The 24,870-nt window shown below is 51.1% G+C and carries 22 protein-coding genes; 10 read left to right on the top strand and 12 right to left on the bottom strand.

All coding sequences use genetic code 11. From position 1 onward, the window contains the following. Positions 1-257 precede the first annotated feature (257 nt). From RIC05_RS17095 to uvrA, 7 genes are all read left to right on the top strand, one after another. Complete coding sequence (locus RIC05_RS17095; RefSeq protein WP_350045820.1) at positions 258-1,139, top strand: glucosamine kinase nucleotide-binding domain-containing protein; 882 nt, start codon at positions 258-260, stop codon at positions 1,137-1,139. Next, positions 1,136-1,897 (top strand): GntR family transcriptional regulator, encoded by a 762-nt coding sequence (locus RIC05_RS17090; protein ID WP_350045819.1) that lies wholly within the window; start codon positions 1,136-1,138, stop codon positions 1,895-1,897. The genes RIC05_RS17095 and RIC05_RS17090 overlap by 4 nt, the downstream gene beginning before the upstream one ends. Positions 1,898-1,942: 45 nt before the next feature. Beyond that, positions 1,943-2,986 carry an SIS domain-containing protein gene (locus RIC05_RS17085; RefSeq protein ID WP_350045818.1) on the top strand — a complete coding sequence of 348 codons (1,044 nt, stop codon included), beginning with the start codon at positions 1,943-1,945 and terminating at the stop codon, positions 2,984-2,986. Next, positions 2,986-4,122 carry an N-acetylglucosamine-6-phosphate deacetylase gene (gene nagA, locus RIC05_RS17080; protein WP_350045817.1) on the top strand — a complete coding sequence of 379 codons (1,137 nt, stop codon included), beginning with the start codon at positions 2,986-2,988 and terminating at the stop codon, positions 4,120-4,122. The genes RIC05_RS17085 and nagA overlap by 1 nt, the downstream gene beginning before the upstream one ends. A gap of 42 nt (positions 4,123-4,164) precedes the next feature. Further along, complete coding sequence (locus RIC05_RS17075; protein ID WP_350045816.1) at positions 4,165-5,232, top strand: Gfo/Idh/MocA family protein; 1,068 nt, start codon at positions 4,165-4,167, stop codon at positions 5,230-5,232. A 20-nt stretch (positions 5,233-5,252) separates the two neighbouring features. After that, positions 5,253-6,332, top strand: a complete 1,080-nt coding sequence (gene fbaA / locus RIC05_RS17070; protein WP_350045815.1) for a class II fructose-bisphosphate aldolase — start codon at positions 5,253-5,255, stop codon at positions 6,330-6,332. Between the two features lie 196 nt (positions 6,333-6,528). Then, positions 6,529-9,357, top strand: coding sequence for an excinuclease ABC subunit UvrA (gene uvrA / locus RIC05_RS17065; RefSeq protein ID WP_350045814.1), 2,829 nt, complete (start codon positions 6,529-6,531; stop codon positions 9,355-9,357). Between the two features lie 39 nt (positions 9,358-9,396). Here the strand turns inward: uvrA and RIC05_RS17060 are convergent, their stop codons facing one another. Beyond that, positions 9,397-10,374 carry a hypothetical protein gene (locus tag RIC05_RS17060; RefSeq protein ID WP_350045813.1) on the bottom strand — a complete coding sequence of 326 codons (978 nt, stop codon included), beginning with the start codon at positions 10,372-10,374 and terminating at the stop codon, positions 9,397-9,399. A gap of 197 nt (positions 10,375-10,571) precedes the next feature. Here RIC05_RS17060 and trmFO point away from each other — a divergent pair, with 197 nt between their 5' ends. Beyond that, positions 10,572-11,918, top strand: a complete 1,347-nt coding sequence (trmFO, locus tag RIC05_RS17055) for a methylenetetrahydrofolate--tRNA-(uracil(54)-C(5))-methyltransferase (FADH(2)-oxidizing) TrmFO (RefSeq protein ID WP_350045812.1) — start codon at positions 10,572-10,574, stop codon at positions 11,916-11,918. A gap of 63 nt (positions 11,919-11,981) precedes the next feature. Here the strand turns inward: trmFO and RIC05_RS17050 are convergent, their stop codons facing one another. From RIC05_RS17050 to RIC05_RS17040, 3 genes are all read right to left on the bottom strand, one after another. Then, the gene (locus tag RIC05_RS17050; RefSeq protein ID WP_350040639.1) at positions 11,982-12,530 is read right to left on the bottom strand and encodes a hypothetical protein; all 549 of its coding nucleotides are present in this window, start codon (positions 12,528-12,530) and stop codon (positions 11,982-11,984) included. A 186-nt stretch (positions 12,531-12,716) separates the two neighbouring features. Continuing rightward, on the bottom strand, positions 12,717-13,562 hold the full coding sequence (locus RIC05_RS17045) for a phytoene/squalene synthase family protein (RefSeq protein WP_350045811.1): 846 nt from the start codon (positions 13,560-13,562) through the stop codon (positions 12,717-12,719). A 6-nt stretch (positions 13,563-13,568) separates the two neighbouring features. Beyond that, positions 13,569-14,741: a mechanosensitive ion channel family protein gene (locus RIC05_RS17040; RefSeq protein WP_350045810.1), complete on the bottom strand. Its 1,173-nt coding sequence runs from the start codon at positions 14,739-14,741 to the stop codon at positions 13,569-13,571. Positions 14,742-14,849: 108 nt separating this feature from the next. On the opposite strand from RIC05_RS17040, the gene RIC05_RS17035 reads away from it, so the two are divergent. Then, positions 14,850-16,202, top strand: coding sequence for an NAD(P)-binding protein (locus RIC05_RS17035; protein WP_350045809.1), 1,353 nt, complete (start codon positions 14,850-14,852; stop codon positions 16,200-16,202). A gap of 34 nt (positions 16,203-16,236) precedes the next feature. On the opposite strand, the gene RIC05_RS17030 is transcribed toward RIC05_RS17035, so the two are convergent. From RIC05_RS17030 to yajC, 4 genes are all read right to left on the bottom strand, one after another. Beyond that, positions 16,237-16,617: an Mth938-like domain-containing protein gene (locus RIC05_RS17030; RefSeq protein ID WP_350045808.1), complete on the bottom strand. Its 381-nt coding sequence runs from the start codon at positions 16,615-16,617 to the stop codon at positions 16,237-16,239. 126 nt (positions 16,618-16,743) lie between these two features. Continuing rightward, positions 16,744-17,673 carry a protein translocase subunit SecF gene (gene secF / locus RIC05_RS17025; RefSeq protein WP_350045807.1) on the bottom strand — a complete coding sequence of 310 codons (930 nt, stop codon included), beginning with the start codon at positions 17,671-17,673 and terminating at the stop codon, positions 16,744-16,746. Between the two features lie 19 nt (positions 17,674-17,692). Next, entirely contained in the window at positions 17,693-19,267 is a 1,575-nt protein-coding gene (gene secD, locus RIC05_RS17020) for a protein translocase subunit SecD (RefSeq protein ID WP_350045806.1), read from the bottom strand. Between the two features lie 143 nt (positions 19,268-19,410). Beyond that, on the bottom strand, positions 19,411-19,788 hold the full coding sequence (gene yajC / locus RIC05_RS17015; protein ID WP_350045805.1) for a preprotein translocase subunit YajC: 378 nt from the start codon (positions 19,786-19,788) through the stop codon (positions 19,411-19,413). Positions 19,789-20,060: 272 nt separating this feature from the next. Between yajC and RIC05_RS17010 the strand changes: the two genes are divergently transcribed. Beyond that, the gene (locus tag RIC05_RS17010) at positions 20,061-20,924 is read left to right on the top strand and encodes an ATP-binding protein (RefSeq protein ID WP_350045804.1); all 864 of its coding nucleotides are present in this window, start codon (positions 20,061-20,063) and stop codon (positions 20,922-20,924) included. Positions 20,925-20,986: 62 nt separating this feature from the next. Here the strand turns inward: RIC05_RS17010 and RIC05_RS17005 are convergent, their stop codons facing one another. The 4 genes from RIC05_RS17005 to serS all read right to left on the bottom strand — a co-directional run bounded on the left by RIC05_RS17005 (position 20,987) and on the right by serS (position 24,829). Further along, a complete protein-coding gene (locus RIC05_RS17005) occupies positions 20,987-22,045 on the bottom strand; it encodes a peptidoglycan DD-metalloendopeptidase family protein (protein ID WP_350045803.1) in 1,059 nt (352 codons plus the stop codon). An 80-nt stretch (positions 22,046-22,125) separates the two neighbouring features. Further along, positions 22,126-22,779, bottom strand: coding sequence for a protein-L-isoaspartate(D-aspartate) O-methyltransferase (locus RIC05_RS17000; protein ID WP_350045802.1), 654 nt, complete (start codon positions 22,777-22,779; stop codon positions 22,126-22,128). Next, entirely contained in the window at positions 22,776-23,543 is a 768-nt protein-coding gene (surE, locus tag RIC05_RS16995; protein WP_350045801.1) for a 5'/3'-nucleotidase SurE, read from the bottom strand. The genes RIC05_RS17000 and surE overlap by 4 nt, the downstream gene beginning before the upstream one ends. A gap of 11 nt (positions 23,544-23,554) precedes the next feature. Further along, positions 23,555-24,829 carry a serine--tRNA ligase gene (serS, locus tag RIC05_RS16990; protein WP_350045800.1) on the bottom strand — a complete coding sequence of 425 codons (1,275 nt, stop codon included), beginning with the start codon at positions 24,827-24,829 and terminating at the stop codon, positions 23,555-23,557. Positions 24,830-24,870 lie beyond the last annotated feature (41 nt).

Here is a 24,870-nt window from a genome sequence, read left to right as displayed (position 1 = left end):
AAATTAAATACCATTGTGATACCAGCGAAGCAAGTCCATTCGTGAATAAATTGATGAACCACCCACTCAAAATTGAATTTATCATTAACTATCAATATATTGACATTGATTTCGAATATTCCACCTACCCTCCTGCGTATATATACTGACTCCAAAAACAGACCACTGAACAATATAGTGGCGTTATATTGGTATTGATTTTTAAGATACCACTCTGCTATGATCCGGCCACAAACAAGAAGGCAGTTAATCCAAAAATGAACAACGAACGGCTTTATCTTGGTGTTGATGGTGGCGGAACACGCTGCCGTGTGCGCATCGCAAACGCATCCGGCGACGTCCTGGGCGAAGCTGTGAGTGGCGGCGCCAATACCCGTTTGGGCATGGATCACGTTTTTGGTGAAATCATTTCCGCGGCATCATTGGCCCTTGAAAACGCTGGTTTAGACGACTCTTATCTTGGTAACCTTCATGCAGGCCTTGGCCTTGCAGGGCTTCCCCTTGAACGTGAACGTAAACTTGCCCACGCCTATGCCCATCCATTTGCCAGTATTTGTTTTGCGACGGACGCCTATACAGCGTGCCTTGGCGCACATGACGGCGCAAATGGTGCGATCCTGATTGTTGGAACAGGAACCTGTGGTCAGGCCATCATTGACGGCCAAGAACTGTCAATTGCGGGCTGGGGGTTTGAAGTTTCCGACCTTGGAAGTGGCGCACGGATTGGACGCAATGCGATTGAATCCGCCCTTCTCGCCCATGAAGGCCTCGCCGAACAAACAGCCCTGACAACGGACGTTATGGCGAAGTTCGATCACAACCCTGAAAACATCGTGACCTTTGCTGAAACTGCACGACCGGCAGATTACGGCGCATTTTGTCCAATGGTCTTTGAAGCCGAAGCCGCCGGTGATCAGACAGCCGCCTTGCTGATCCAAAATGCAGTTGCCGCCAATTTGCAAATTTTGCGCAAACTGGTTGCGTTTGGCGCAACACGCTTGACCTTGATGGGTGGTTTGTCTCAACAAATGGCAAAGCGCATGCCCCAAGACATTTCTGACATGCTGGTTCCTGCAAAGTATGACGCCATGCATGGTGCGATCCTGATGGCGAAACAGCATGAAAGCATTGCAGCATGACCACGACGCAGGACATCATCGCAAACCTTCGCACCCGGGAGATCGAAAACACAGGGAATGGCCCGCTATATCGCCGTTTGCAAACGGCATTAAAGGCCGTGATTGATGATGGTATTCTGCAGGTTGATGATGCGTTGCCCAGCGAACGTGATCTCGCCAACGAGCTCAGCATCTCGCGGGTGACTGTCCGCAACGCGATGCGGGCGTTGGTTGAAGAAGGTGTTTTGGTTCAACGCCATGGTGCTGGAACATTTGTCGCACCACGTGTTGAGCAAGCTTTGTCTCGTTTGACATCTTTTACCGAAGATATGATCACGCGCGGCATGGATCCGGGTGCAATTTGGCTTGAGAAAACGATTGGCCACGCATCACCGGAAGAAGCCATGGCTTTGAACCTGTCACCGGGCACAGAAGTGACCCGGTTGCGGCGTTTGCGTACGGCTAATGACAAGCCGATGGCACTTGAATATGCGGTTATTCCGCGTGTTTTTTTGCCAAGCCCTGACGAAGTCGACAAATCGCTTTATGACGCGTTGGCAAGATACAATAAAAAGCCCGAACGTGCGCTTCAGCGTCTTCGGGCTGAACTTTTTGATGGCGAAACAGCCAAAATCCTCGGCGTTCCTGATGGCAGTGCTGCACTTTATATCGAGCGGCGCTCATTCCTTGCCAACGGTACACCTGTGGAATTCACCCGGTCCTATTACCGGGGCGACAGTTATGACTTTATCGCTGAAATGCAGGTAGATGCCCGCTGACTTTAAATGTCGGGCACCTAGCAGATTATTGAGGGAACACTGGAAATGACGACAAGTTGGCGCCCGAAAACGCAGATGGGCCGCGAATTGGCAGAAGCCCCGGCAGTTGTTGCCAAACAGATTGCGCACAACACAGCCGCGATTGCCAAACTCGCAGAAGATCTCCGGGAAAACCCGCCGAAATTCGTTGTGACTTGTGGTCGAGGCAGTTCCGATCATGCCACGCTTTATGCGAAATACTTGATCGAAAGCCAGCTTGGCATTCCGGTCGTTTCGGCAGCCCCTTCGATTGTTTCGATCTACAACCGGTCGATTGCATCAAAGGATGCTTTGTTCATCGCGGTTTCCCAATCGGGCAAAAGCCCGGACCTTGTGAAAAACGCCGAATCCGCCCGTAAAGCAGGCGCACGCACGGTTGCACTGGTCAATGCGGTCGATTCACCGCTTGCCGATACCGTTGATCACGTTATCCCTTTGATGGCGGGTCCGGAAACGAGTGTTGCGGCCACCAAATCCTATATCGCGACGCTGTCATCTATTGCCCAGATCGTTGGTGCTTGGACGCAAGATAATGCGTTTAACAAAGACCTTGGCAATTTGCCTTTGTCCCTGTCGGCTGCATTGGATCAGGATTGGCTTGGCGCGTCGGACACGATAGCAAAATCAAATGGCCTTTATGTCATCGGTCGTGGTCCTGCATTTGCGATTGCCCAGGAAGCAGCCCTTAAATTTAAGGAAACCAGCAGCCTGCATGCTGAGGCCTTTAGTGCCGCAGAAGTCAAACACGGTCCGATGGCACTGGTGACCCCAACCTTCCCGATGCTTGTCTTCTCTCAGCAGGATGCATCGCGCGACAGTGTTGAAGATTTCCTGACTGAAATGCGGGCAAAGACAGACAATCTATTTGCCGCAGAAACGGGCTATGCCGATGTCAAGGGCCACCTTCCGGTGGTCGAGGATATCCACCCGCTTCTGGCACCAATCGCCATGATCCAGACATTCTATACTTTGGCTGAAAGCGTTGCCTTGGCGCGCGGTTGTGATCCCGACGCCCCGCCGCACCTTTCGAAAGTAACGGAGACGCACTAATGACTGCATTCGCCATTACCAATGCCCGTATTTTCGACGGCACGGAGTTTCTTGAAGGCAAAGCAGTCATCGTGCGTGAGGGCAAGATAGATGTGATTTGCGATGCCAAATCCCTGCCCGCTGATCTGGATGTGATTGATGGCAAAGGGCAAACTCTTGCGCCAGGTCTGATTGATGTTCAGGTCAATGGTGGCGGCGGTGTTTTGCTAAACGATCAGCCCAGTATTGATGGCATACGCGCCATTATGACGGCCCATCGTAAATTTGGCACAACGGCAATGCTCCCAACCTTGATTACAGATCACCGTGACAAGATGGAAGCCGCTATTGAGGCCGTTCAGGGTGCAATTGATGAAGGTGTGCCGGGCATCGTGGGTATTCACCTTGAAGGCCCCTATTTGAATGTCGCACGCAAAGGCGTTCATTCTGCGGACATCATCCGACCAATGGAAGATGACGCGCTTGAACTTCTGACCCGTCTGCCCAATGGTCGCATTTTAGTGACCATGGCGCCGGAAAAAGCCGCCAAAGGCACGATCAAAGCCTTGGCCGATCAAGGTGTTCTGGTCTGCGCTGGCCATACGGCCGGTAGCTATGACGATATTCAAGATGCAATTGGTGAAGGTATGCGGGGTTTCACGCATCTTTTCAACGCCATGAGCCCCCTTACCCACCGTGAACCCGGCGTTGCCGGTGCGGCCATGTCAGATGACCGCACGTGGTGTGGCCTGATCGTTGATGGTTATCATGTTCATCCGGCTGCCGTGAAAATTGCCGTGAAGGCCAAGGCAACCGGCAAGATCATGCTGGTGACAGATGCAATGCCGACCGTTGGCGCTGATGACAAGCGGTTCATGCTTGGTAATGAAGAGATCATCGCAACGGATGGCCGCTGCGCATTGGCGGACGGCACGTTGGCCGGTTCAGATCTCGATATGATTTCTGCGGTTAAAAATTGCGTTGAAATGGTCGGGATTGAGCTTGGCGAGGCGCTTCGTATGGCGTCCCTTTATCCCGCAGCCTTCCTTAAGCTTGATCATATGATGGGACGCATTGCACCAGGATATCAGGCCGATTTGATCCTGATTGATGGTGCTTTCAATGTGACCACAAGCTGGATCAACGGCGCAGAATAGTTAAAATAATCAAACCATTATCAGGTTATCAGGAGGCATAAAATGAAGCCGGTTCGTATTCTTGTTATCGGTCTGGGTAATATGGGCATGTCCCACGCCAAGGCTTATCATGCGCTTGATGGATACGAAATTGTTGGCATTTGTGCCCGATCTACCATTCCGGCCGAAAAGCTGCCTTCCGGGTTTGATGCCTATCCGCAATTTACCGACTATTATACAGCTTTGGCTGAAACCAAACCCGATGCGGTTTCGATCAATACCTATACCGAAACCCATGCGGATTTTGCGATTGCTGCATTTGAAGCTGGTGCGCACGTGTTCATCGAAAAACCGTTGGCCGCCACTGTCGAGGATGCCGAACGTGTGGTCGCAAGTGCTAAGAAGCACGACCGCAAACTCGTCATTGGTTATATCCTGCGCCACCATCCGTCCTGGGAAAAGTTTGTCGAAATCGCCAAGACATTGGGCAAACCACTTGTCATGCGCATGAACCTCAATCAGCAAAGCAGCGGCGCTTTTTGGGAAACCCATAAACGCCTGCTAAACAGCGTGTCTCCGATTGTCGATTGCGGCGTACATTACCTTGACATCATGTGCCTGATGACAGGCGCAAAGCCGGTCTCGGTTAATGCAATGGGTGTTCGTCTGTCCGAGGACGTTGCTCCGGATATGTATAATTACGGTCAACTTCAGGTGCAGTTCGATGACGGTTCAATTGGCTGGTATGAAGCTGGATGGGGACCGATGATCAGTGAAACTGCCTTCTTCGTCAAAGACGTGATCGGACCAAAGGGTTCTGTATCGATCACCGATGTCGAAGAAAAAGGTGCTGGATCGGCCGACATCGACACCCACACCAAGACAAACGCGCTAAAACTTCACCATGCTGCCACAAACAGTGCCGGAGAATTCACACAATTGGACGAGATCATCAAAACTGATGACGAGCCCGATCATGACGGCCTGTGTCTGCGTGAACAGCAATTTTTCCTAAAGTCTATAACGGAACATCTTGACCTGACGCAGCATATGGAAGATGCATTGGGCTCTTTGCGGATTGCCCTTGCCGCGGACCAGTCGGTTCGCACAAAGGCACCTGTTTTACTCTGACCCCCAGGAGGAGTACCCACATGCCTTCCGTTAAACCCGGTGTTGTTACCGGTGCTGCCTACCGTGACCTTGTTGCTGCTTGTAAGCAGGACGGTTACGCACTTCCTGCTGTTAATATTACATCGTCGAGCACGATGAATGCAGCCCTTGAAGCCGCTGCAAATGCCGGTTCTGACATTATCATTCAGCTTTCGAATGGTGGTGCACAGTTCTTTGCTGGCAAGGGTATCAAGGACGCCGACGCTGCCCGTGTTGTCGGCGCTGTGTCGGCGGCACGTCATGCACAGCTTCTGGCTGAGTATTACGGCGTTGCTGTTGTCATGCATACCGACCACGCGAACCGCAAGTTCGTACCATGGGTCGATGAAATGCTTAAATGGAGCGAAAAGGCCTATGCCGAAACCGGCACGGCGCTTTACAGCTCCCATATGCTTGATCTGTCCGAAGAATCGCTGGAAGCCAACTTGTCGACCTGTGAGACCTTCCTCAAGCGTATGGCCGCCATCGAAATGAGCCTGGAAATTGAACTGGGTGTTACAGGTGGCGAAGAAGACGGCATTGGTCACGAACTTGATACGTCAAGCGACGAGATTGATCCGCGTCTTTACACCCGTCCCGAAGAAGTCGAAGAAGCCTATCGTCGCCTTTCGCCGATTGGTCATTTTTCGGTTGCGGCGGCATTCGGTAACGTTCACGGCGTTTATAAGCCGGGCAACGTCAAACTGCGTCCGGAAATCCTTTTGGAAAGCCAGAAGTTCGTTTCCGAGAAGCATGGTCTTGGCGATAGCCCGTTGGACTTCGTGTTCCACGGTGGATCAGGTTCGGAAAAAGAGAAAATCGAAGAAGCTGTCGGCTATGGCGTTTTCAAGATGAATATCGATACCGATACCCAGTTTGCTTATGCCCGCCCGGTCGGTGACTATGTCGAGGCCAATGAGCGCGCCTTTAAGTTCCAGGTCGATCCTGAAACCGACAAGCCTTACAAGAAAAACTACGACCCACGCGTCTGGATCCGTGAAGCTGAACTTTCGATGGCAGCCCGCCTCGAAGAATCTTTCAAGGATCTTGGTGCAACCGGTCGGTCGGTTACCAAAGGCTAATCTGACCGAAAAGGTCATAAGATTTGAGAAGCCCGCCGGACTTGTTCGGCGGGTTTTTGCGTGCATCCATGATGGTACAGGTTGTGAAAAGTCAGTCTCCTGACAAATACTGACAGGAACTGTCAGGGGCTTGCTTGCGTATAGAGCTTGGCTCCTCTATACACATTTCGAACAATTCAGGAACAAAAGGCCCGACATGCTGACGAAAATTTCGGTTCGCGGTGCGAAAGAACACAATCTGCAGAACATTGACGTAGATCTGCCGCGCGATGCGTTGGTGGTCATTACCGGCCTGTCGGGATCGGGTAAAAGCTCCCTCGCATTCGATACAATCTATGCTGAAGGGCAGCGTCGTTATGTCGAAAGCCTGTCAGCCTATGCACGCCAGTTCCTTGAACTGATGCAAAAGCCCGATGTCGAATATATCGACGGGCTTTCGCCGGCAATTTCCATCGAGCAGAAAACAACGTCGCGCAATCCGCGGTCGACCGTCGGAACCGTGACCGAGATTTACGATTATATGCGGTTACTTTGGGCGCGTGTTGGCATTCCCTATTCGCCTGCAACCGGTCTTCCAATTGTCAGCCAGACCGTTTCACAAATGGTCGACCGCGTGCTGGAGATGGAAGAAGGCACGCGCCTTTATCTTCTTGCCCCCATCGTGCGCGGCCGCAAAGGTGAATACAAAAAAGAACTGCGGGATCTGCGTTCGCGCGGTTTCCAGCGCGTAAAGATCGATGGGGAAATGTACGACATCGACGACGCGCCGGAACTTAACAAGAAACTCAAACACGACATTTCAGTCGTGGTCGACCGTCTGATCGTTAAGGATGGAATCGGAACACGCCTTGCGGACAGCTTTGAAACCGCCCTTGAATTGACTGATGGCATTGTTCTGACCGAAGACGCCAAAACCGGCGACACGACGGTATTTTCGGCCAAATTCGCCTGCCCTGTTTCCGGCTTCACGATTGAAGAAATCGAACCACGTCTGTTTTCGTTTAACAATCCGTTTGGCGCCTGCCCGGCCTGCGATGGTCTTGGGACCCATATGGAATTCGACCCGATGCTGGTCGTGCCCGATGAAAGCAAAACGCTTGATGATGGCGCAGTTGCCCCGTGGGCCAGCACGACGTCAAAATATTATCTGCAGACTTTGAAATCCGTTGCCAAGCATTTCGGATTTAAAACCAACGTTGCGTGGGAAAAACTGCCCAAAACCGCACAGGACATCATCCTGTTTGGATCGGGCGACGAAGACGTCACAGTCACCTATGACGATGGATCGCGCAGTTATAAGGTTTCGCGTCCGTTCGAGGGCGTTATTCCCAATATGTCACGTCGCTGGCGCGAAACCGATAGCCAGTGGGCCCGCGACGAGCTTGCCAAATACCAGATGGTTTCAAACTGTCCGACCTGTGATGGTCAGCGTCTAAAACCGGAAGCCTTGGCCGTTAAGGTAGACGGGGCTGAGATATCACGCATTACCAGCCTTTCAATATCCAAGGCCGCCGACTGGTTCTTGGCACTTGAAGATAAACTGACCGCCAAGGAAACCGAAATTGCCCGCCGAATCTTGCGTGAAATCAATGATCGGTTGCGATTCTTGCGCGATGTTGGTCTGGATTACCTGTCGATGTCGCGCACATCTGGCACCCTTTCGGGCGGTGAAAGCCAACGTATCCGACTGGCATCACAAATTGGTTCGGGTCTGACCGGTGTGCTTTACGTTCTGGATGAACCCTCCATCGGTTTGCACCAACGCGACAATGACCGTTTGCTTGAAACGCTGAAACGTCTGCGTGATCTTGGCAATACGGTTCTGGTCGTCGAGCATGATGAAGACGCAATCCGGGCAGCGGATTACGTTGTTGATATGGGGCCCGGTGCCGGTATCCACGGTGGTCGTATCGTTGCCGAAGGAACGCCAGAACAAATTCAGCAAAACCCCAATAGCCTGACGGGCAAATACCTTGTCGGGACCGAACAGATTGCCGTGCCCAAAGAACGCCGAAAAGGCAATGGCAAGTTCATCAAGATCAAAGGCGCAACTGCCAACAATCTCCAAGGCGTGGATGCTGACTTCCCGCTTGGTAAGTTCGTCTGTGTGACAGGTGTTTCAGGCGGCGGAAAATCAAGCCTTGTGATTGAGACTCTATATAAAGCGCTGGCTAAGCGGATGCATAATGCCCGCAACCATCCCGGCGCACATGACAGCATTACCGGCATCGAACATATCGATAAGATCATTGATATCGACCAAAGCCCGATTGGCCGGACACCGCGATCAAACCCGGTAACCTATACAGGCGCCTTCACGCCGATCCGTGAATGGTTCGCACAATTACCCGAAGCCAAAACACGCGGGTACAAGCCGGGACGTTTTTCGTTCAACGTCAAAGGCGGACGCTGTGAATCCTGCCAAGGCGATGGCGTCATCAAGATTGAAATGCACTTCCTGCCAGATGTGTATGTCGAATGTGATCAATGCAAAGGCAAACGATACAATCGTGAAACGCTTGATATATCGTTTAAAGGCAAATCGATATCTGACGTTCTTCATATGACCGTTGAAGAAGGCGCAGACTTCTTCAAGGCGGTGCCGTCAATCCGCGACAAGATGGAAACGCTCAAACAGGTTGGATTGTCTTACATCCATCTGGGGCAACAGGCGACCACCCTTTCAGGGGGGGAAGCTCAGCGCGTCAAGCTTGCCAAGGAGCTGTCAAAACGCGCCACCGGCCGCACGATCTATATTCTTGATGAACCAACGACCGGCCTTCACTTCCACGATATCCGCAAACTTCTGGAAGTGCTTCATACCATCGTTGATCAGGGCAATACGGTTGTCGTGATTGAGCATAACCTTGACGTCATCAAGACAGCTGATTGGATCATTGATATCGGGCCGGAAGGTGGTGATGGTGGCGGAAAACTTGTCGGTACAGGAACCCCGGAAGACATTATGGCCAACAAGGAAAGCTACACTGGCCATTACCTTAAACGTCATCTTGGGTTGGAATAGAAAACATCTGCGGGGCAGTATCACGCTGCCTCGCTTTTCCTATCCGGAGTTGGTCACCCTGTTTTCGACCCGCTTGACCAACGCAGTGCTAAGCCGTTCACTGAAACCAGACAAAAATGCAAATACCAGAACGATGGAAATTTGCTGTCCTGCTGCCGCAGAATTACTGATCTGATCAAGGTCATCAAGATTGTGCAATTCATCCAATGGAATTGGCAGAATACCTGCGCGTAAGGCCAACAGCACAACAAGTGCAAAGCAGAATCCCATACATGGCCGGAAAAGGAAGTTAAAGAACACCGATGCCGGTTCCATTTCATCCCATGGCGTATCTTTGCCAAGCCGCATCATCATGCTGGTCAGCGCGCCGATTGCCCCGAAGCTGCCGACAAAGAACAACAGATCATAGCTGAACCCGAATATCTTGCCGCTTCCGGCACTGATGACGTTGTCAACTTGTACAAACAATAGAACCGCAAATATCAAAACGATTGGCGACAAAGCCAATGCAAGGGCTGCAATCCGAAGACTTTTGTTAAAGGACGCCTCCATCGGATTACCATCCGGGACCGATTTAGGAGCGTCTTTTTGTTCATGCACGAGATCATGCAGATAACCTTGAACAAAACCATCCCTACCCTGATTTAAGGCCAGAAGCATAAGAACGGCATCAGAATTCTTTCTCTCTGATCCGGTTTCGTATTGTCCGCTGCCATCACGCCACCAACGCAAGAATGCACGCATGACAAGCGAAGCGCGCCATCCCTGACGGGTGGCAACAACATATTCGATCATGCTTTCGATATCTGCCGGACTGAATGCGCCTTCACCAGAGTTCCCAAACGGGAAGCCAAGTCTGCGTTCTTTTACCTCAGGCGGCTCAAGTCCCTCGTCCTTGGCAGGTTCGTAGGTATCTGCATCGCATATCACTTCACGCAATTGCCGCCGGCGCGGCACCAGACCGATGACCGGGCAATGGGTCGGTTCATAGCCATATGGGTGATGCGGGTAGCTCATATGATGTGCCATCTTCTCGTGTGAGGGACAGAACGGCTCTGGCATATAAGACGCACTGTATGTGGCATTGTGAAAATTTTATCTGCTTATGGCCCGGCCGCAGACAAATTGTGCGTAATTGACTTGAAATCGGGTCCATTGCACCGCTATGTGTGTGCCAAGATTTAAAACACATTCTGCGCGAGGAGTTCGCACACGTGAATACGGTTAAACCTGTTCATATTATTGGTGCCGGTCTGGCAGGCAGTGAAGCCGCATGGCAACTTGCCGAGGCTGGCGTTCCGGTCATCCTTCATGAAATGCGTCCGGTACGCCCGACAGATGCCCACCATACGGACAAATGCGCCGAACTGGTCTGTTCGAACTCATTCCGGTCTGATGACAAGGAATATAATGCCGTCGGCCTGATCCATGATGAAATGCGCCGCGCAGGTTCCGTCATCATGCGCTGTGCTGATCAACACAAAGTCCCTGCTGGTGGTGCGCTTGCCGTTGACCGCGAAGGTTTCTCGCAGGCCGTGACCGAGACGCTTGAAAACCATCCGTTGATCACGATGGAACGCGGTGAAATTGATGGTCTGCCACCCCAAGAATGGGAACAGACCATCATCGCAACGGGTCCGTTGACATCAGGCCCGCTTGCCGAAGCAATCCGTTCGGAAACCGGCGAAGAAAGCCTTGCCTTCTTTGATGCCATCGCGCCGATCATCTACAAAGAAAGCATTGATTTCGATAAAGCATGGTTCCAGTCGCGATATGACAAGGGCGATGGCAAGGACTATATCAATTGTCCAATGAATGAAGCGCAATACAACACCTTCATTGATGCCTTGATCGAAGGCGACAAGACCGAATTCAAGGAATGGGAAAAAGACACCCCGTACTTTGACGGTTGCCTTCCAATTGAAGTTATGGCTGAACGTGGTCGCGAAACGCTGCGCCATGGTCCAATGAAACCGGTCGGCCTGACCAACCCGCATGACCCGACCAACAAGCCACGGGCAATCGTACAGCTTCGCCAAGATAATGCTCTGGGCACGCTTTACAACATGGTCGGTTTCCAGACAAAACTGAAATACGGGGCCCAGGCGGATGTTTTGCGCACCATTCCAGGACTGGAAAAAGCCGAATTTGCCCGCCTTGGCGGCATCCATCGCAATACTTTTTTGAATTCTCCGCGTCTTCTTGATGGCACCCTTCGCTTGAAATCGCGACCTGACTTGCGCTTTGCGGGACAGATCACTGGCTGTGAAGGCTATGTCGAAAGTGCGGCTGTCGGTCTTATGGTCGGGCGTTTCACCGCTGCTGAAAAAGCTGGTAAGACACTACCTGCCCCGCCATTGGCCACAGCCATGGGAGCCCTCCTTAACCACATCACGGGAGGTGCGGATGAAAGCACATTCCAACCGATGAATGTGAATTTCGGACTGTTCCCTGATCTGGAACTCACCAAACGTGTCAAAGGCCGTGATCGCAAGAAACTTTATACAGATCGCGCCATTCCACTGTTTGATGAATGGCTGAGTGCAATCTCAGCAGCCTGATGAAATGACAAAACCCGCATCAAAAGATGCGGGTTTTTCTGTTCTGTATCGCAATCGATGTGGTCAGGGATAGGTCTTGGGCTGACGCGTCAGTTTCCCAGTAACATCCCGAATTTGTTCCCCGTCGCGGAAACGTCTAAACACCAAATCCATGTTCCCGTCACCATCAAGCTTACGCTCATATACCTGCATCTCGTAACCACCTTCATCGGTGATATAAAGTGCATGGATGGTCAGGGTTTTATCAACAATACGCGCCCAAAAGAATGGCTCACCCTTTAACGGGTCATTTGGAATGCGTTTGCCAAACAGGCCCGAACGCATTGCACTACCATAGATGTCAGGCCGCTCGGTCGAATAAAATTCGATATTCAGTGAAACGTTCTTTTCACGGCCATCTGGCTTATGAATGACTGTTGACCAATCAACGACAAAACCCCGTTCAGTTTTCTCAATTACCACGTCAAGGTCACGCGCCTGAAGTTCACCTTCGGCATGTTCAATCGTTTCACCGTGATACATACCAACAAATGGATCAATGCTTTCAGCCTGACCAATTCGGGGAGACAGTCCGACCAAACAGATCAGTCCGACAAAAATCAGATTCTGCAACCAATGCTTTCCAAACCTGTCATTCGGATGTGCCATTTGGATCCTCACCTTCGGTGGTTAAACCGATGTTGCGCCGTGTAATCAAAGCGTTATCACGCTACCACGTCCTGAACACAGCTGTCTTATGCTTTATCATTAATGTAGATGATATTTTTGCGATATCCAGTGCCGCCAGAATCTGCAAGCTCAATATCGCTTAAACAAACCATTTAACGTCAATCGCAGGCTTGCTGGCCGGGCAAGGCCAAACTCGGCCGAAAACGGATCAAACTTGGCCTTTGCCAGTTTACGAAGATATCCGTCGGCCAGAACAACTGGTAAAGCGGCAGCATGTGCATTTTTAGGCAAAGCTGCGCGGTGCTTGCGCGCTTCACTTATACGGTCATGTGCAAGTTCCGCCAGTTCACGGGCTAAAGCACGCACTACATCCTTTTTACGAAACTCAAAGATATCGCTTTGCCCAACGCTGTGATGTTCCATGCGATCCTTGGGCAAATAAAGCCGTTTACCACGTCCATGGAACACCATCGCACGCATGATCCCGACCAGCCCATAGGCATTGCCTGCAAGACGTACGGCATGTTCGGCGTCTTCGCCAGTCGCACCAAGAAGACGCGCTGCAAACACGGAAAGTTGCCCCGATGTTTGGTCAATATACTGATCAAGTTCCTGCTGATTGGCCGGTTGGCGGTCTTCCAGATCAAATTCACGCGCGGTAACAACAGCTTCAAGGTCCGATACCGACAGCAAACCTTTTTGCAGAAGTTCCGCCATCGGTTCGACAACCTCGTGCTTGCGAACTGTGCCCTCTGCCAGCTCCGTCAGGGTATCCTGCCACCACTGCAGGCGGATATGCCCCAGCATGACATCACTGACCATTTCGCGGGTTTTCGACACTTCCTGATTAAAGGCATATAGCGTGAAAAGATGTTCACGTTTTTCCGGTGCTGCAAACAGCGCGCACAAAAAACGGTCGCGATCATTGCGACGAACAAAGTCCGCACAGTAGGAAAGTTTTGGCATATCAGTCATTCTTACTTATCCGATCTGACGTGTGCGAGATTGATCGTCGTTCGGGTTGGATGTCATTTCCGGCATGGTTTCGACATATAGCGATTGCGACGGGAAGGCAAAGGCAGCGCCCTCTTCTTCTACAATGCGTTTAAATGCGATGATGTGGCGATTGCGTATTTCACGCCAGACAACCCAGTCCGTTGTGGTGGTAAAATAATACAGATCAATATTGATCGAACTTGCCCCAAAGTCAGACAGATGCACCATTTGAACAACGTCGGTTTGGGCGACATCATCGTCATCCCGCAAGAAACTGCGCAGGTTCTCGACGATGGTTTCCATCTGCTTGGCCGTTGTTCGGTATTCAAGGCCAATGACCATTTTAATGCGCCGATGGGTCATGCGTGACCAGTTGATCACTGGCGCGTCAACAATCTGCGCGTTGGGCATGGTCACCAGTGCCTTGGCAAAGGTACGAACTTTTGTTGCACGAAGGCCGACAACTTCAACCGTTCCTTCAAAATGCGGTGTTTCGATCCAGTCGCCACGTTTGTAAAGATTATCTGCAAATATGGTAAGACCACCAAAGATATTGGCAACAGAATCCTTGGCTGCAAGCGCAACCGCCATCCCGGCAAGACCAAGACCGCCCAAGAAAGCAGAGACATCAATGCCCCAGTTTTCAAGGAAAATTACCCCGCCGATAACAACGATCAGGGTTTTCACCCCGCGAATGAAGAACTGCCGAAGATCATCCCCAAGCCCGGCACCAAACCGTCCGATAAACCGGTTGAATGAAACGCCGACAGGCTCAACCGCCCGAAAGAATGCCCAGAAAAGACAGAACGAAGCGGCGACAGCAATGATCTCGATAAGGGCGCTATCAATACCAACAGGCAATTCAAGCAATTCGATCGCCAGATATATGCCCAACAGCATCACAAGGGCCTGAAGCGGCAAGGCAAAGGCATCAAGGACATTGGCGATCATGCTTTGCGCCCGCTGATGCGCAATCCGACGCAAAAGACTGATAGCGCCGCGGACAAGAACACGTTTGAAAATGAAGAAAGCAATCAGCACCAAAACGGCGCCAATCCATCTACCGACATCACCGCCGCCAAGCATATCGATCCAGCTATTCATCTGACCGATGACTTCTTCATTCAGGCTGTCGAGTTCGGTAGTAATTTCATCCATGGCTTGTAACGTATTCTGCTGTTAAGGTTATTTTTTGATATTTGCGAAACTATAGCGTGCAACCAAGCACTTCTGGCCTTTGTATAACAATTAAAATGGCGCAGGCATATGGCATCCTTCACGTCCGGGCGATTACATGTAATTGGTGGCGGCTTGGCAGGTGCGGCCCTTGCAACATTGATGGCAGAAGACGGTGTTGACGTAACTTTGTATGACGAGGCCGAGCCGTTTGAAAGCCGCTGGACCCGTGGCATGCAAACGGCTCCCAAAAGCCATAAGACAGCCGAACCAGAAATCTTTTATGATCCAGAAGGACTGGTTGCAGATTATTTCGCCCGATTTCCTGAAATTCCAACAAAACTGATCCGCTCAGCACATTGCGTTATGGGTCTGAAACGCGGGCGCCGCAAACCGGCTGTGATACAGCTTGATCAAGGTATCGCCCACGCACTCGTCGCACGCCGACTTGGATTTGTTCTACGCGCCATCACCGCGATCAACCTTTGGCATCAACGGTTTTCCAGTGAAGAAACACGTGTTGGAAATTCGTCCTTTCCCAGTGATTTCGATCCTGATGACCAAGCAAACAAGCCCGGTACGTATCATCGCGATGCATTGGCGGTTCTTGCCGAAGTATTGTTTTCAATGCCGGCTCATCGCTGTTCGAGTGCGCTTCTGGCACGCGTTCTTGCCCCCAACCTTCGTTCCCTTCTATCGAAGTCGCATGAACCCGTTTTTTCGGCCATTGACCCGATCATTCTAAACGACATTGCCTTACCGACACTTCGGGAACGGTTCATCACTTCTGGTGGTAATATCAACGCCTATACCAAACTGGGCGATATCGACAGCACATCAGAATATGCGACGGATCTTTTGTTTGATGATGACACGCAAATCGTCCTAAAACCCAACGATGCAGTTGTTTTGGCACTTCACCCGCGCCCTTTATGCGATACCGTCCCGGATATCGGCATACCGCCTGCCCCGGCACGACGTCAAACCATGGCGTTTGAACTCCGGCAATCGTTCGCGGAACCAAGATGCTTGTTGATCAGTGATGATATTGTACGGGCAATTTATTGTAGCCGCCGCCATATCCAAGTCAGCTTGAACAGCAGTTTTCACTTACCGTCTGACGGGACAATTGATCAATTTGCTGAACGCATTTGGAAACGCTGCGTCTGGCTATGTAGTCAATATTTGAATATGGACCTGCAAGCGCGTTCTCAGAACGGCCAAGATGTTGATTACCCTAATTTTCGCTTCATCGATACCGAAGCCCCCTTCCCGGAATTTAATCCGGGATTTGCGGCGTTTCGGCATCGTCTGCGACCACCATGGAAGAACCTGTTTTTATGTGGTGATTCGTTTCCAGCGGATTATCCCCCTGGACCGGCTGCATTATTTGCCAGTGTCAAACAGGTGCGTCAGCAATTGCAGGGGTTCTTTACCCAATAATATCGATTTGGGGTTTGACGGCGATTATCGCGGATTAAACCGCAATCAAGGCTGCGGCCACACGCCGGGCTTCTGCGACCAGAACATTGTAAGTTCGGCATGCTGCACCGGTATCCATCGGTTCGATGACAATCCCATGCTCCTTCAGGGCCTGACGCCACGTCAAAGGAACAGGCTTCAATCGAGGTCCCATTCCAAGCAACAGGATTTCGACTTCATCTGCTTTTTCAATTAAGCGGGCGAATGATTCGACGGTGACATCATCGATGGATTTAACGTTCCACGAATAAATTGATTCCGGGAACAGCAAAACCGATCCGGTAATTGCCTCATCGCCAAACCGAAACAGTCCGTCACCATAACTCGATACCAAATTACGGCCTTCGGCAATAAGCGGGCTGACTTCAAGCGACATGGTAAACCTCGTTGCGGCTGGAACGCAGTATTCTGCCAATTTACGGCAAAATACCAAAAGAAAAAGGCCGGGGCGTTTTCGCACATCCCCGGCCTTCTTGCAAATTCTAGATCGATTAGTTCGTGATCAGGCTTCGACTTCCTTGCCTTCTTCTGCTTCTGGAATTTTACGTTTAAGACGCAAAACCACCAAAAGCGGCGAAGCCACGCAAATCGACGAATATGTCCCGATCACAATGCCAAAGATCAATGCCATCGTGAAACCACGGATCGCTTCGCCACCAAACGCAAACAGTGCAATCAACGCCAACAATGTGGTGAATGACGTCATCGTGGTGCGTGACAGTGTCGAATTGATCGAAAGGTCCAGAAGATCCGGAATTTCCATCTTGCGGAACTTCCGCAGATATTCACGGATACGGTCAAACACAACAACCGTATCGTTGATGGAATAACCAGCAACCGTCAGAACAGCAGCCAACGTGGCCAGATCAAACTGAACACCCGTGACAACAAAGAACCCGATGGTGATCAGAACGTCATGCAGAAGTGCGACTACGGATGCGACGGCAAACTGCCATTCGAACCGGAACCAGATATAGATCATGATCAAAAGAAGCGAGATCACGACGGAATAGAACCCGGCTTCTTTAAGCTCTCCGCCAACTTTCGGACCAACCAGTTCGCTGCGACGGATGGTCACATCTTCGCCAAGGGCTTCTGTAAGCTGCGCCAATGCCGTCATCTGGGCTTTTTCATCACCGTCCTGACGCTGTAACTGGATCAGGATATCGTCTGGTTCACCAAATTCCTGGATCGAAATGTCGCCAAGACCAAGACTTCCAAGATTGTCACGCAATCCGTTGATATCTGCGGGGCCATTGGTCTTGATTTCAACAAGGATACCCCCACGGAAATCGATCCCGAAGTTCAGCCCCTTGGTAAAGAACATGCCGACAGATGCCAGCACCATCACCAAGGATACGATATAGAAGATTTTCCGGAATTTGAGGAACGGGACGTTCACGTCATCCGGGATAAGATGCAAAGGTTTCATATCTTCCCTGTTCCTTTCCTCAAATTACCAGCTCAGTCGGGCGACTGCGCTTCACCCAGACTGCAATAAGCAGGCGGGTCAGCCAAATCGCCGAGAACATGGATGTGATAATGCCGATTGCCAGCGTGACGGCAAAGCCCTTGATCGGGCCCGAACCGAAGCTAAACAGTACAAGTGCTGCAATCAGCGTGGTGATGTTGGCATCAAGAATGGTCGACATTGCACTCCGATACCCGGCATCAATCGCATTAATGATCGTTCGACCATTACGCCGTTCTTCACGGATTCGCTCAAATATCAGAACGTTTGCGTCAACCGCCATACCAACTGTCAGAACGATACCTGCAATACCTGGCAAGGTAAGCGTTGCCTGAAGAACAGACATCACCGCCAACACAAGGATCAGGTTCATCATCAATGCAATATCGGCATACACGCCAAACCGGCCATAGCTGATCACCATAAAGGCAATAACAAAGACAAGACCGAGTACAGCAGCAATTTCACCTGCCTCCACTGAATCCTGACCAAGGCCGGGACCAACAGAACGTTCTTCAAGGATCTGCATCGGTGCGGGCAATGCACCGGCACGCAGCAGCAATGAAAGATCGTTGGCTTCCTGAACGCTGAACTGACCAGTGATGATACCGTTACCACCAAGGATCGGCTCATTGATGCGGGGTGCAGAAATCACCTCGCCATCAAGAACAATCGCAAGTCCACGACCGGCACTTTTGCTGGTGACATCGCCAAAGCGTGCACCGCCGGCTGCATCAAAGCGGAATGAAACAACAGGACGGCCATCGCTAAATGTCGGCTGCGAATCAACAAGGTTATCGCCTGAAACCACAACACGACGGTCAATCAGATATTCACGAATTCCAGCCGCTTTGTCACCTTCGTCTGCCGATGGCAGGATCATGGTTCCTGGTGGAAGCCCCGTTGCACGCGCATCAGCAGCCGTTTTCTCGGCATTGACCAGATGGAAGTTCATCTTTGCTGTACGCCCCAGGATCGCACGTAAGCGCGATGGATCATCAAGCCCGGGGACCTGAACAACCATGCGGTTTTCGCCCTGACGCTGGATCGACGGTTCGGTCGTTCCAAGTTCATCAACACGACGTCGGACAACTTCAAGCGACTGTGCAATTGCACGGTCGATCAGTTCCTTACGCGCAAGGTCGTTATAGGAAACAAAGATGTTGTTCCCGTCATTGCTTACATCGGTGTTCGGCTCAGCCGCACGCGCAATCTCAAGGGACTTTTCAACATCCTCAGGTTTGAGAACAGTGATCTCAGCACCATTTGAAGAAGCTTCGCGTGGGCGATTGCGAATCTGCTCTTTGCGAAGTTCGGTACGGATGGTGTCAGCCAGTGCGTCATATCGTTCACGCAAGACGCTATCGGTATCCACCTCAAGCAGCATGTGCGAGCCACCACGAAGGTCCAAGCCAAGACTGACTTGTTTGCTTGGCAAATAGCTGGCACCTGTCGGCAGAACTGACGAGGGCAGGAAGTTTGGCGCGGCGTAAATTACGCCCAAAGCACACACCAGAAGGACCAGTGCTACTTTCCATTTTGTAAAATAAAGCATGTGTTTTTTGACCGGATCTGTCTGGGTCAACCTTGGTCTGGCTCCAAGATCATTGGAACTACGGGTATTTTGTACCGCTTCAGGCCACCGGTAAAATGCAAGAAGGCGGAGCCATATGCCCCGCCTTACTTAGCGCGAAGAGATCAATCTTTTTTGGTCTCTTCTTCGTCTTCTTCTTTATCGTCTTTGGCGTCACTTTTGGCCGGTTCGGTTTTCGACAGTACTGACGAAACCATACCGCGTGCCACTTTAACTTTGACACCATCAGCAATCTCGACCGACAGCTCATCATCACCAATAACTTTGGCAACGGTGCCGATCAGGCCACCAGCAGTGACAATTTTGTCGCCACGGCGGATCGCCCCGAGCATTGCTTTATGTTCTTTCTGTTTTTTCTGCTGAGGACGGATAAGCAGGAAATAGAAAACAACGAAAATCAGGATAAGTGGCGCGAACTGCATCAGTGCGCCTGCACCGTCTGCACCACCAGCGGCCTGAGCGTAAGCCGTCGAAATAAACATTAGGAACTCCTAATTCCTCAGAACAAAAAATATCAACTGCCGGAATATAACGGGGTGCTACGTCAAAGCAAGGACGAACCGGATTTTTCACAGGAAAATAACGTCCTGTGTGGCTTCGTTCACCCTGTGTTAGCGTCAAGAACTGTCAACAAGCTGTTCTATTCTATCCTCGATATGCTAGCTTTCCGGCCATCATGGGGCGAAACAGTAAAACAACTCACCCCGTCCCTAGCCCATGTCACCCAAGAATAAGAAACATCCAAGAGGCTTCAATGAATACCGATTTTGATAAGTTATTGCCGACACTTGAAAGAATTGCGACAGCACTTGAGCGCATGGCTCCACCTGCGCGCACCGAAAACGACCTGAGTGCTGCGGATGCTTTCGTCTGGCAGGCTGAGACCAGTTACCTGCAGCCCGTACGCAATGTTAATCGCATTGATATCAGCCTGTTGCAGGGAATCGGCCAGCAAAAAGAAATTCTTTATAACAATACCAAACGATTTACCGATGGCCTGCCGGCCAACAACGCCCTTTTGTGGGGCGCACGTGGCACCGGCAAGAGTTCGATTGTCAAGGCCATGCATGCCAAGATCAACTTGGAACGCCCCGCAGCCTTGGCATTGGTCGAAATTCATCGGGAAGATATTCCAAGCCTGCCCGAACTTTTGCATATCTTGCAGGAAAGCGGTCGAAAGACAGTTCTTTTCTGTGATGATTTATCGTTTGATATGCAAGATCAAAGCTATAAGTCGCTAAAGGCTGTTCTTGAAGGTGGCATTGAAGGTCGCCCGAAGAACGTAATCTTTTATGCCACGTCAAACCGTCGCCATCTGATGGCACGCGACATGATCGAAAACGAGCGATCCACGGCAATCAACCCGTCCGAAGCCGTCGAAGAAAAGGTATCGCTTTCAGACCGTTTTGGCTTGTGGCTTGGATTCCACAACATTTCGCAAGACGTTTATTTCGAAATTATCGAAGGGTATGCCAAAGAGTTCAAACTGGACATGCCAATCGAAGAACTGCACGCACGGGCCAAAGAATGGACAGTTACCCGTGGTAGCCGTTCTGGTCGTGTCGCTTGGCAATTCATTCAGGAAATTGCCGGTGAGCTGGGCAGGACCATTGATTAGGACCACAGTCTAATTCGCAATTCGCATACGAAAACACCCGGAAATTGGTCCGGGTGTTTTCATTAGCGGGAAACCATCACGCTTGGCAGATATTGCATCGGATCTGATGATTTTCGACCCCGGCGCACTTCGAAATGAAGTTGCGGGAACGTTACAGCCCCCGTGGTCCCGACACTTGAGATTCGTTGCCCCCGCGTCACAACATCACCACGTGCGACCAACGGGTTTTCTGTATGGGCATAGGCCGTTACGTAGTTATCTGCATGCTTGATCAGTATCAGATTGCCAAAGCCGCGCAACTCATTGCCGACATATGTCACAACGCCGTTTTCAGCTGCAAGAATCGGACTACCGCGGTTGGCCTGAATATTGATCCCGTCATTAAACAGACCGCCGGTACTTGCCCCGTATTTTAGAACAACCTTCCCCTGCACCGGCCAGATAAAACCTTTGCGGTTGGCTGGTTCGGCGATCACGACATCTTTGCGTAAAGAGCTTCCCTGACCGGCAATCGGTGTATCGCCATCACTACTTGCCACTTGCCACGTTCGTTCGGATGCCATTTCACGGGCCGCAACCGCTGCGTAATCCTGTGGCTTGATCCCTGGTGTTGGAATACTACCGCCGCCGGATGGCGCAACGCGGGTAGCTTGCGCAACTGTCCGATTTACTGGTGATGCTTCAGGTTCTTTGAGTGTAACACTAACGACCTGTCGTTTACCGCCAATTGTGACTGTTTTCGTCTGCGAACTCGATCTGTTTGACGCCACAGCCATCGGGGCCGTGCTGTCATAATCTGCAGACCACGGTGGCAGGACCAATCGTTGTCCCGGATAAATCACATAAGGTTTGCGAAGATCGTTGCGCGATGTGAACTGCGCAAAATCCATTTTGTAACGCGACGCAAGTTCTGAAACAGTATCGCCCGGCTCAACGGTAATGACCCGTTCGCCGTTTTTCAGTTTCGGCATGCTATAGGGGCTATAGCTTGCACCATCGCCATAGACGACCGGAACCGGCACAGAATTTAGCAAACAGCCGCTCAGCACTGCGCTTGTCGTAAAGACAAGCAGCAGAGTCCTTCCGCTTTGAACAACCCGTTTGACACAATTTTCCATCATGATCGTGATTGTCCACGATCAGCGGTTAACAATCGGTAAGCATCTGCTGGAAAAAGAACAAGTTCACGGATGGAATTTTACTAGAATTCTTCGGTACCCGGCAGCATCGGAACAAATCTTACCGGCATCAATTCGGTAACCTCTACACCACTTGGTGTGCGCAGGACGCGCAGTAAAAGTTGCGTATGCGATACCTCGCCCACCGGTACAACCATGATCCCGCCAATGGCCAATTGATCAACCAGAACAGGCGGAACATCCTGAGCGGCCGCCGTTACAATAATCCGGTCAAAAGGTGCCTGCGCTTTCCAACCAAGTCCACCATCCGCATGCAGGGTAGAAATGGTATGAAGACCAAGTTCACGGAACTTTTCTTCGGCTTCGCGTAAAAGCGGTTTGTGACGTTCAAGCGTATAAACACGGCGGGCAAGCTTCGCCAATATGGCAGCCTGATAGCCCGATCCCGTCCCGACCTCAAGAACCTTCATCCGATCATTAAGCTCAAGTGCCTGCGTCATCAGGGCAACAATATAGGGTTGCGAAATCGTCTGACCCTTGCTGATGGGCAAGGCGACATTTTCCCAGGCACGCTCAACAAACGGCTCCGCAACAAATGATTCCCGTGGGATGTCAGCCAGTGCGCTTAAAACCGTTTCGTCATGAATTCCATCGTGGCGAAGCGTCTGAAGCAAATCAGCTATTTTTGTTTCACGCGTAATGACCGGATCGTTCACGGAAATGCTTTCGTCAGTTTGTCATATGTTTCGTAATGGGTGAAATCCAGACTGATTGGGGTCACGGAAATGTTGCCTTGTTCAATGACGCGCAAATCCGCATTTGGATCTTCTGGCAGTTCTGACAGGATCTCCCCGACCCAGTAATAAGGTTCCCCACGTGGATCAAGACGTTCGGCAATATGATCACCGATCTTACGTTGCCCCTGGGTCGCAATTTGAACGCGTGCGCCACCACGGGCTTCTTGTTCCGGGAAGTTAACATTAATCAGAACACCCTTGGGCCAACTGGTTTTGACCAAGGTGGCGACAACGTTGGTCAGGTGTTTTTCAGCAACCGTCCAGTCAATCATTTCACCAGAAAAATACTGGGAAAAGGCAATGGCCGGTACATCTAACAATGTCGCTTCCATTGCGGCTGCGACAGTACCGGAATACGTGACATCTTCGCCAAGGTTCCCACCCCGGTTAATCCCGGACAGAACAATATCGGGCGGGGTTTCACGCATCACCTGTTGCAGGCCCAAAAGCACGCAATCGGTTGGAGTCCCATCAACGGCATAATGACGTTCATCGCGCTTGTGGATGCGCAATGGGCGGCGCAGGGTCAATGAATGCCCTGCACCGCTTTGTTCCATAGAAGGTGCTATGACCCACACATCGTCGGAAAATTCCCGCGCAAGCCGTTCAAGCAGCTTAATCCCCGGCGCATCAATGCCGTCATCATTGCTGATCAGGATACGTGCGTTGGTCAGATCAATCATGCCGTCATGCCTTAACGCGCTGAGATAACCTCAAGCCCACCCATATAGGGTTTGAGCACATCGGGAACCCGGATCGAACCATCAGCCTGCTGATAGTTTTCCATCACCGCAATCAAGCAGCGACCAACAGCAAGCCCCGAACCGTTCAACGTGTGAACAAACTGGGTCTTTTTATCACCGGCAGCGCGGTAGCGTGCATTCATCCGGCGGGCCTGGAAATCACGGGTATTCGAGCAAGAAGAAATTTCGCGGTACTTGCCCTGCCCCGGCAACCAAACCTCGATGTCATAGGTTTTACACGCCGAGAACCCAATATCCCCAGTACACAGAATAACCGTCCGGTACGGAAGACCAAGGCGTTCCAGCACCGTTTCCGCGCAGCGGGTCTTGCGGGTCAGTTCTTCGTCAGATTTCTCTGCCTCAACCACTGACACCATCTCAACCTTTGAGAACTGGTGTTGACGGATCATGCCACGAGTATCACGCCCGGCAGAACCGGCTTCAGATCGGAAACACTGGGTCAGCGCGGTATAGCGCAGCGGCAGTTTGGCCTGATCAATGATATCGCCAGCCACCTGATTGGTAAGAGTGACTTCCGATGTCGGGATCAGCCAGTAATCATTGGTGGTTTTAAACGAATCTTCGGCAAATTTCGGCAATTGACCGGTGCCAAACATCGCATCGTCACGCACCAGCATAGGGGTGGTGGTTTCTTCATAACCATGTTCATTGGTGTGAAGGTCAATCATGAACTGTGACAGAGCACGTTCAAGTTTGGCCAATCCGCCCCGCAGAATGACAAACCGCGAACCCGACAGCTTTGCTGCGGTTTCGAAATCCATCATGCCAAGTTTTTCACCGATCTCGAAATGTTCCATCGGCTGAAAATCGTATTCACCGGGCGTACCCCAGCGATTGACTTCAACGTTATCATCTTCATCTGCGCCGATCGGAACTTCCACATCGAGAACATTCGGGAATGATGACAACAACAGATCAAGCTGCTCATTCAGGCTTGCCTGCCCGTCTTCTGCTTCTTTGATCTTGTCCTTTAGCGTGCCCATTTCGGCCATGAGATCATCAGCATTTTCGCCATTTTTGCGAAGCTTGCCAATTTCACCGGAAATCGTTTTGCGGCGTGCCAGCATTTCCTGATGTTCGGTCATCAGTTTGCGGCGCTCAACGTCGATATTCATCAGACGTTCTGCAGTGATTTCCTGTTTGCGCGCAGCCATTGCTGCGTCAAAAGCCTCGGGATTGTCCCGAATCCATTTAATGTCGTGCATCGAACAGCACCCTGTCAGTCAACTATTTGTGGCTTTATACG

The organism is Thalassospira sp., from assembly GCF_040218635.1.
In the GTDB taxonomy this organism is placed as follows: domain Bacteria; phylum Pseudomonadota; class Alphaproteobacteria; order Rhodospirillales; family Thalassospiraceae; genus Thalassospira.
Note: the sequence above shows the minus strand (reverse complement) of the source record. Positions and strands in the feature narration are given on the sequence as shown.

What these genes read in the sequence shown, in the direction of transcription:
- RIC05_RS17005 (WP_350045803.1), bottom strand. Translation starts at nt 22,045, where the DNA reads ATGATGGAAAATTGTGTCAAACGGGTTGTTCAAAGCGGAAGGACTCTG.
- RIC05_RS17040 (WP_350045810.1), bottom strand. Translation starts at nt 14,741, where the DNA reads ATGGATGAAATTACTACCGAACTCGACAGCCTGAATGAAGAAGTCATC.
- secF (WP_350045807.1), bottom strand. Translation starts at nt 17,673, where the DNA reads ATGAAACCTTTGCATCTTATCCCGGATGACGTGAACGTCCCGTTCCTC.
- RIC05_RS17090 (WP_350045819.1), top strand. Translation starts at nt 1,136, where the DNA reads ATGACCACGACGCAGGACATCATCGCAAACCTTCGCACCCGGGAGATC.
- RIC05_RS17085 (WP_350045818.1), top strand. Translation starts at nt 1,943, where the DNA reads ATGACGACAAGTTGGCGCCCGAAAACGCAGATGGGCCGCGAATTGGCA.
- fbaA (WP_350045815.1), top strand. Translation starts at nt 5,253, where the DNA reads ATGCCTTCCGTTAAACCCGGTGTTGTTACCGGTGCTGCCTACCGTGAC.
- RIC05_RS17010 (WP_350045804.1), top strand. Translation starts at nt 20,061, where the DNA reads ATGAATACCGATTTTGATAAGTTATTGCCGACACTTGAAAGAATTGCG.
- RIC05_RS17060 (WP_350045813.1), bottom strand. Translation starts at nt 10,374, where the DNA reads ATGAGCTACCCGCATCACCCATATGGCTATGAACCGACCCATTGCCCG.
- RIC05_RS17075 (WP_350045816.1), top strand. Translation starts at nt 4,165, where the DNA reads ATGAAGCCGGTTCGTATTCTTGTTATCGGTCTGGGTAATATGGGCATG.
- surE (WP_350045801.1), bottom strand. Translation starts at nt 23,543, where the DNA reads ATGATTGATCTGACCAACGCACGTATCCTGATCAGCAATGATGACGGC.
- RIC05_RS17095 (WP_350045820.1), top strand. Translation starts at nt 258, where the DNA reads ATGAACAACGAACGGCTTTATCTTGGTGTTGATGGTGGCGGAACACGC.
- secD (WP_350045806.1), bottom strand. Translation starts at nt 19,267, where the DNA reads ATGCTTTATTTTACAAAATGGAAAGTAGCACTGGTCCTTCTGGTGTGT.
- yajC (WP_350045805.1), bottom strand. Translation starts at nt 19,788, where the DNA reads ATGTTTATTTCGACGGCTTACGCTCAGGCCGCTGGTGGTGCAGACGGT.
- nagA (WP_350045817.1), top strand. Translation starts at nt 2,986, where the DNA reads ATGACTGCATTCGCCATTACCAATGCCCGTATTTTCGACGGCACGGAG.
- RIC05_RS17035 (WP_350045809.1), top strand. Translation starts at nt 14,850, where the DNA reads ATGGCATCCTTCACGTCCGGGCGATTACATGTAATTGGTGGCGGCTTG.
- uvrA (WP_350045814.1), top strand. Translation starts at nt 6,529, where the DNA reads ATGCTGACGAAAATTTCGGTTCGCGGTGCGAAAGAACACAATCTGCAG.
- RIC05_RS17045 (WP_350045811.1), bottom strand. Translation starts at nt 13,562, where the DNA reads ATGACTGATATGCCAAAACTTTCCTACTGTGCGGACTTTGTTCGTCGC.
- RIC05_RS17030 (WP_350045808.1), bottom strand. Translation starts at nt 16,617, where the DNA reads ATGTCGCTTGAAGTCAGCCCGCTTATTGCCGAAGGCCGTAATTTGGTA.
- serS (WP_350045800.1), bottom strand. Translation starts at nt 24,829, where the DNA reads ATGCACGACATTAAATGGATTCGGGACAATCCCGAGGCTTTTGACGCA.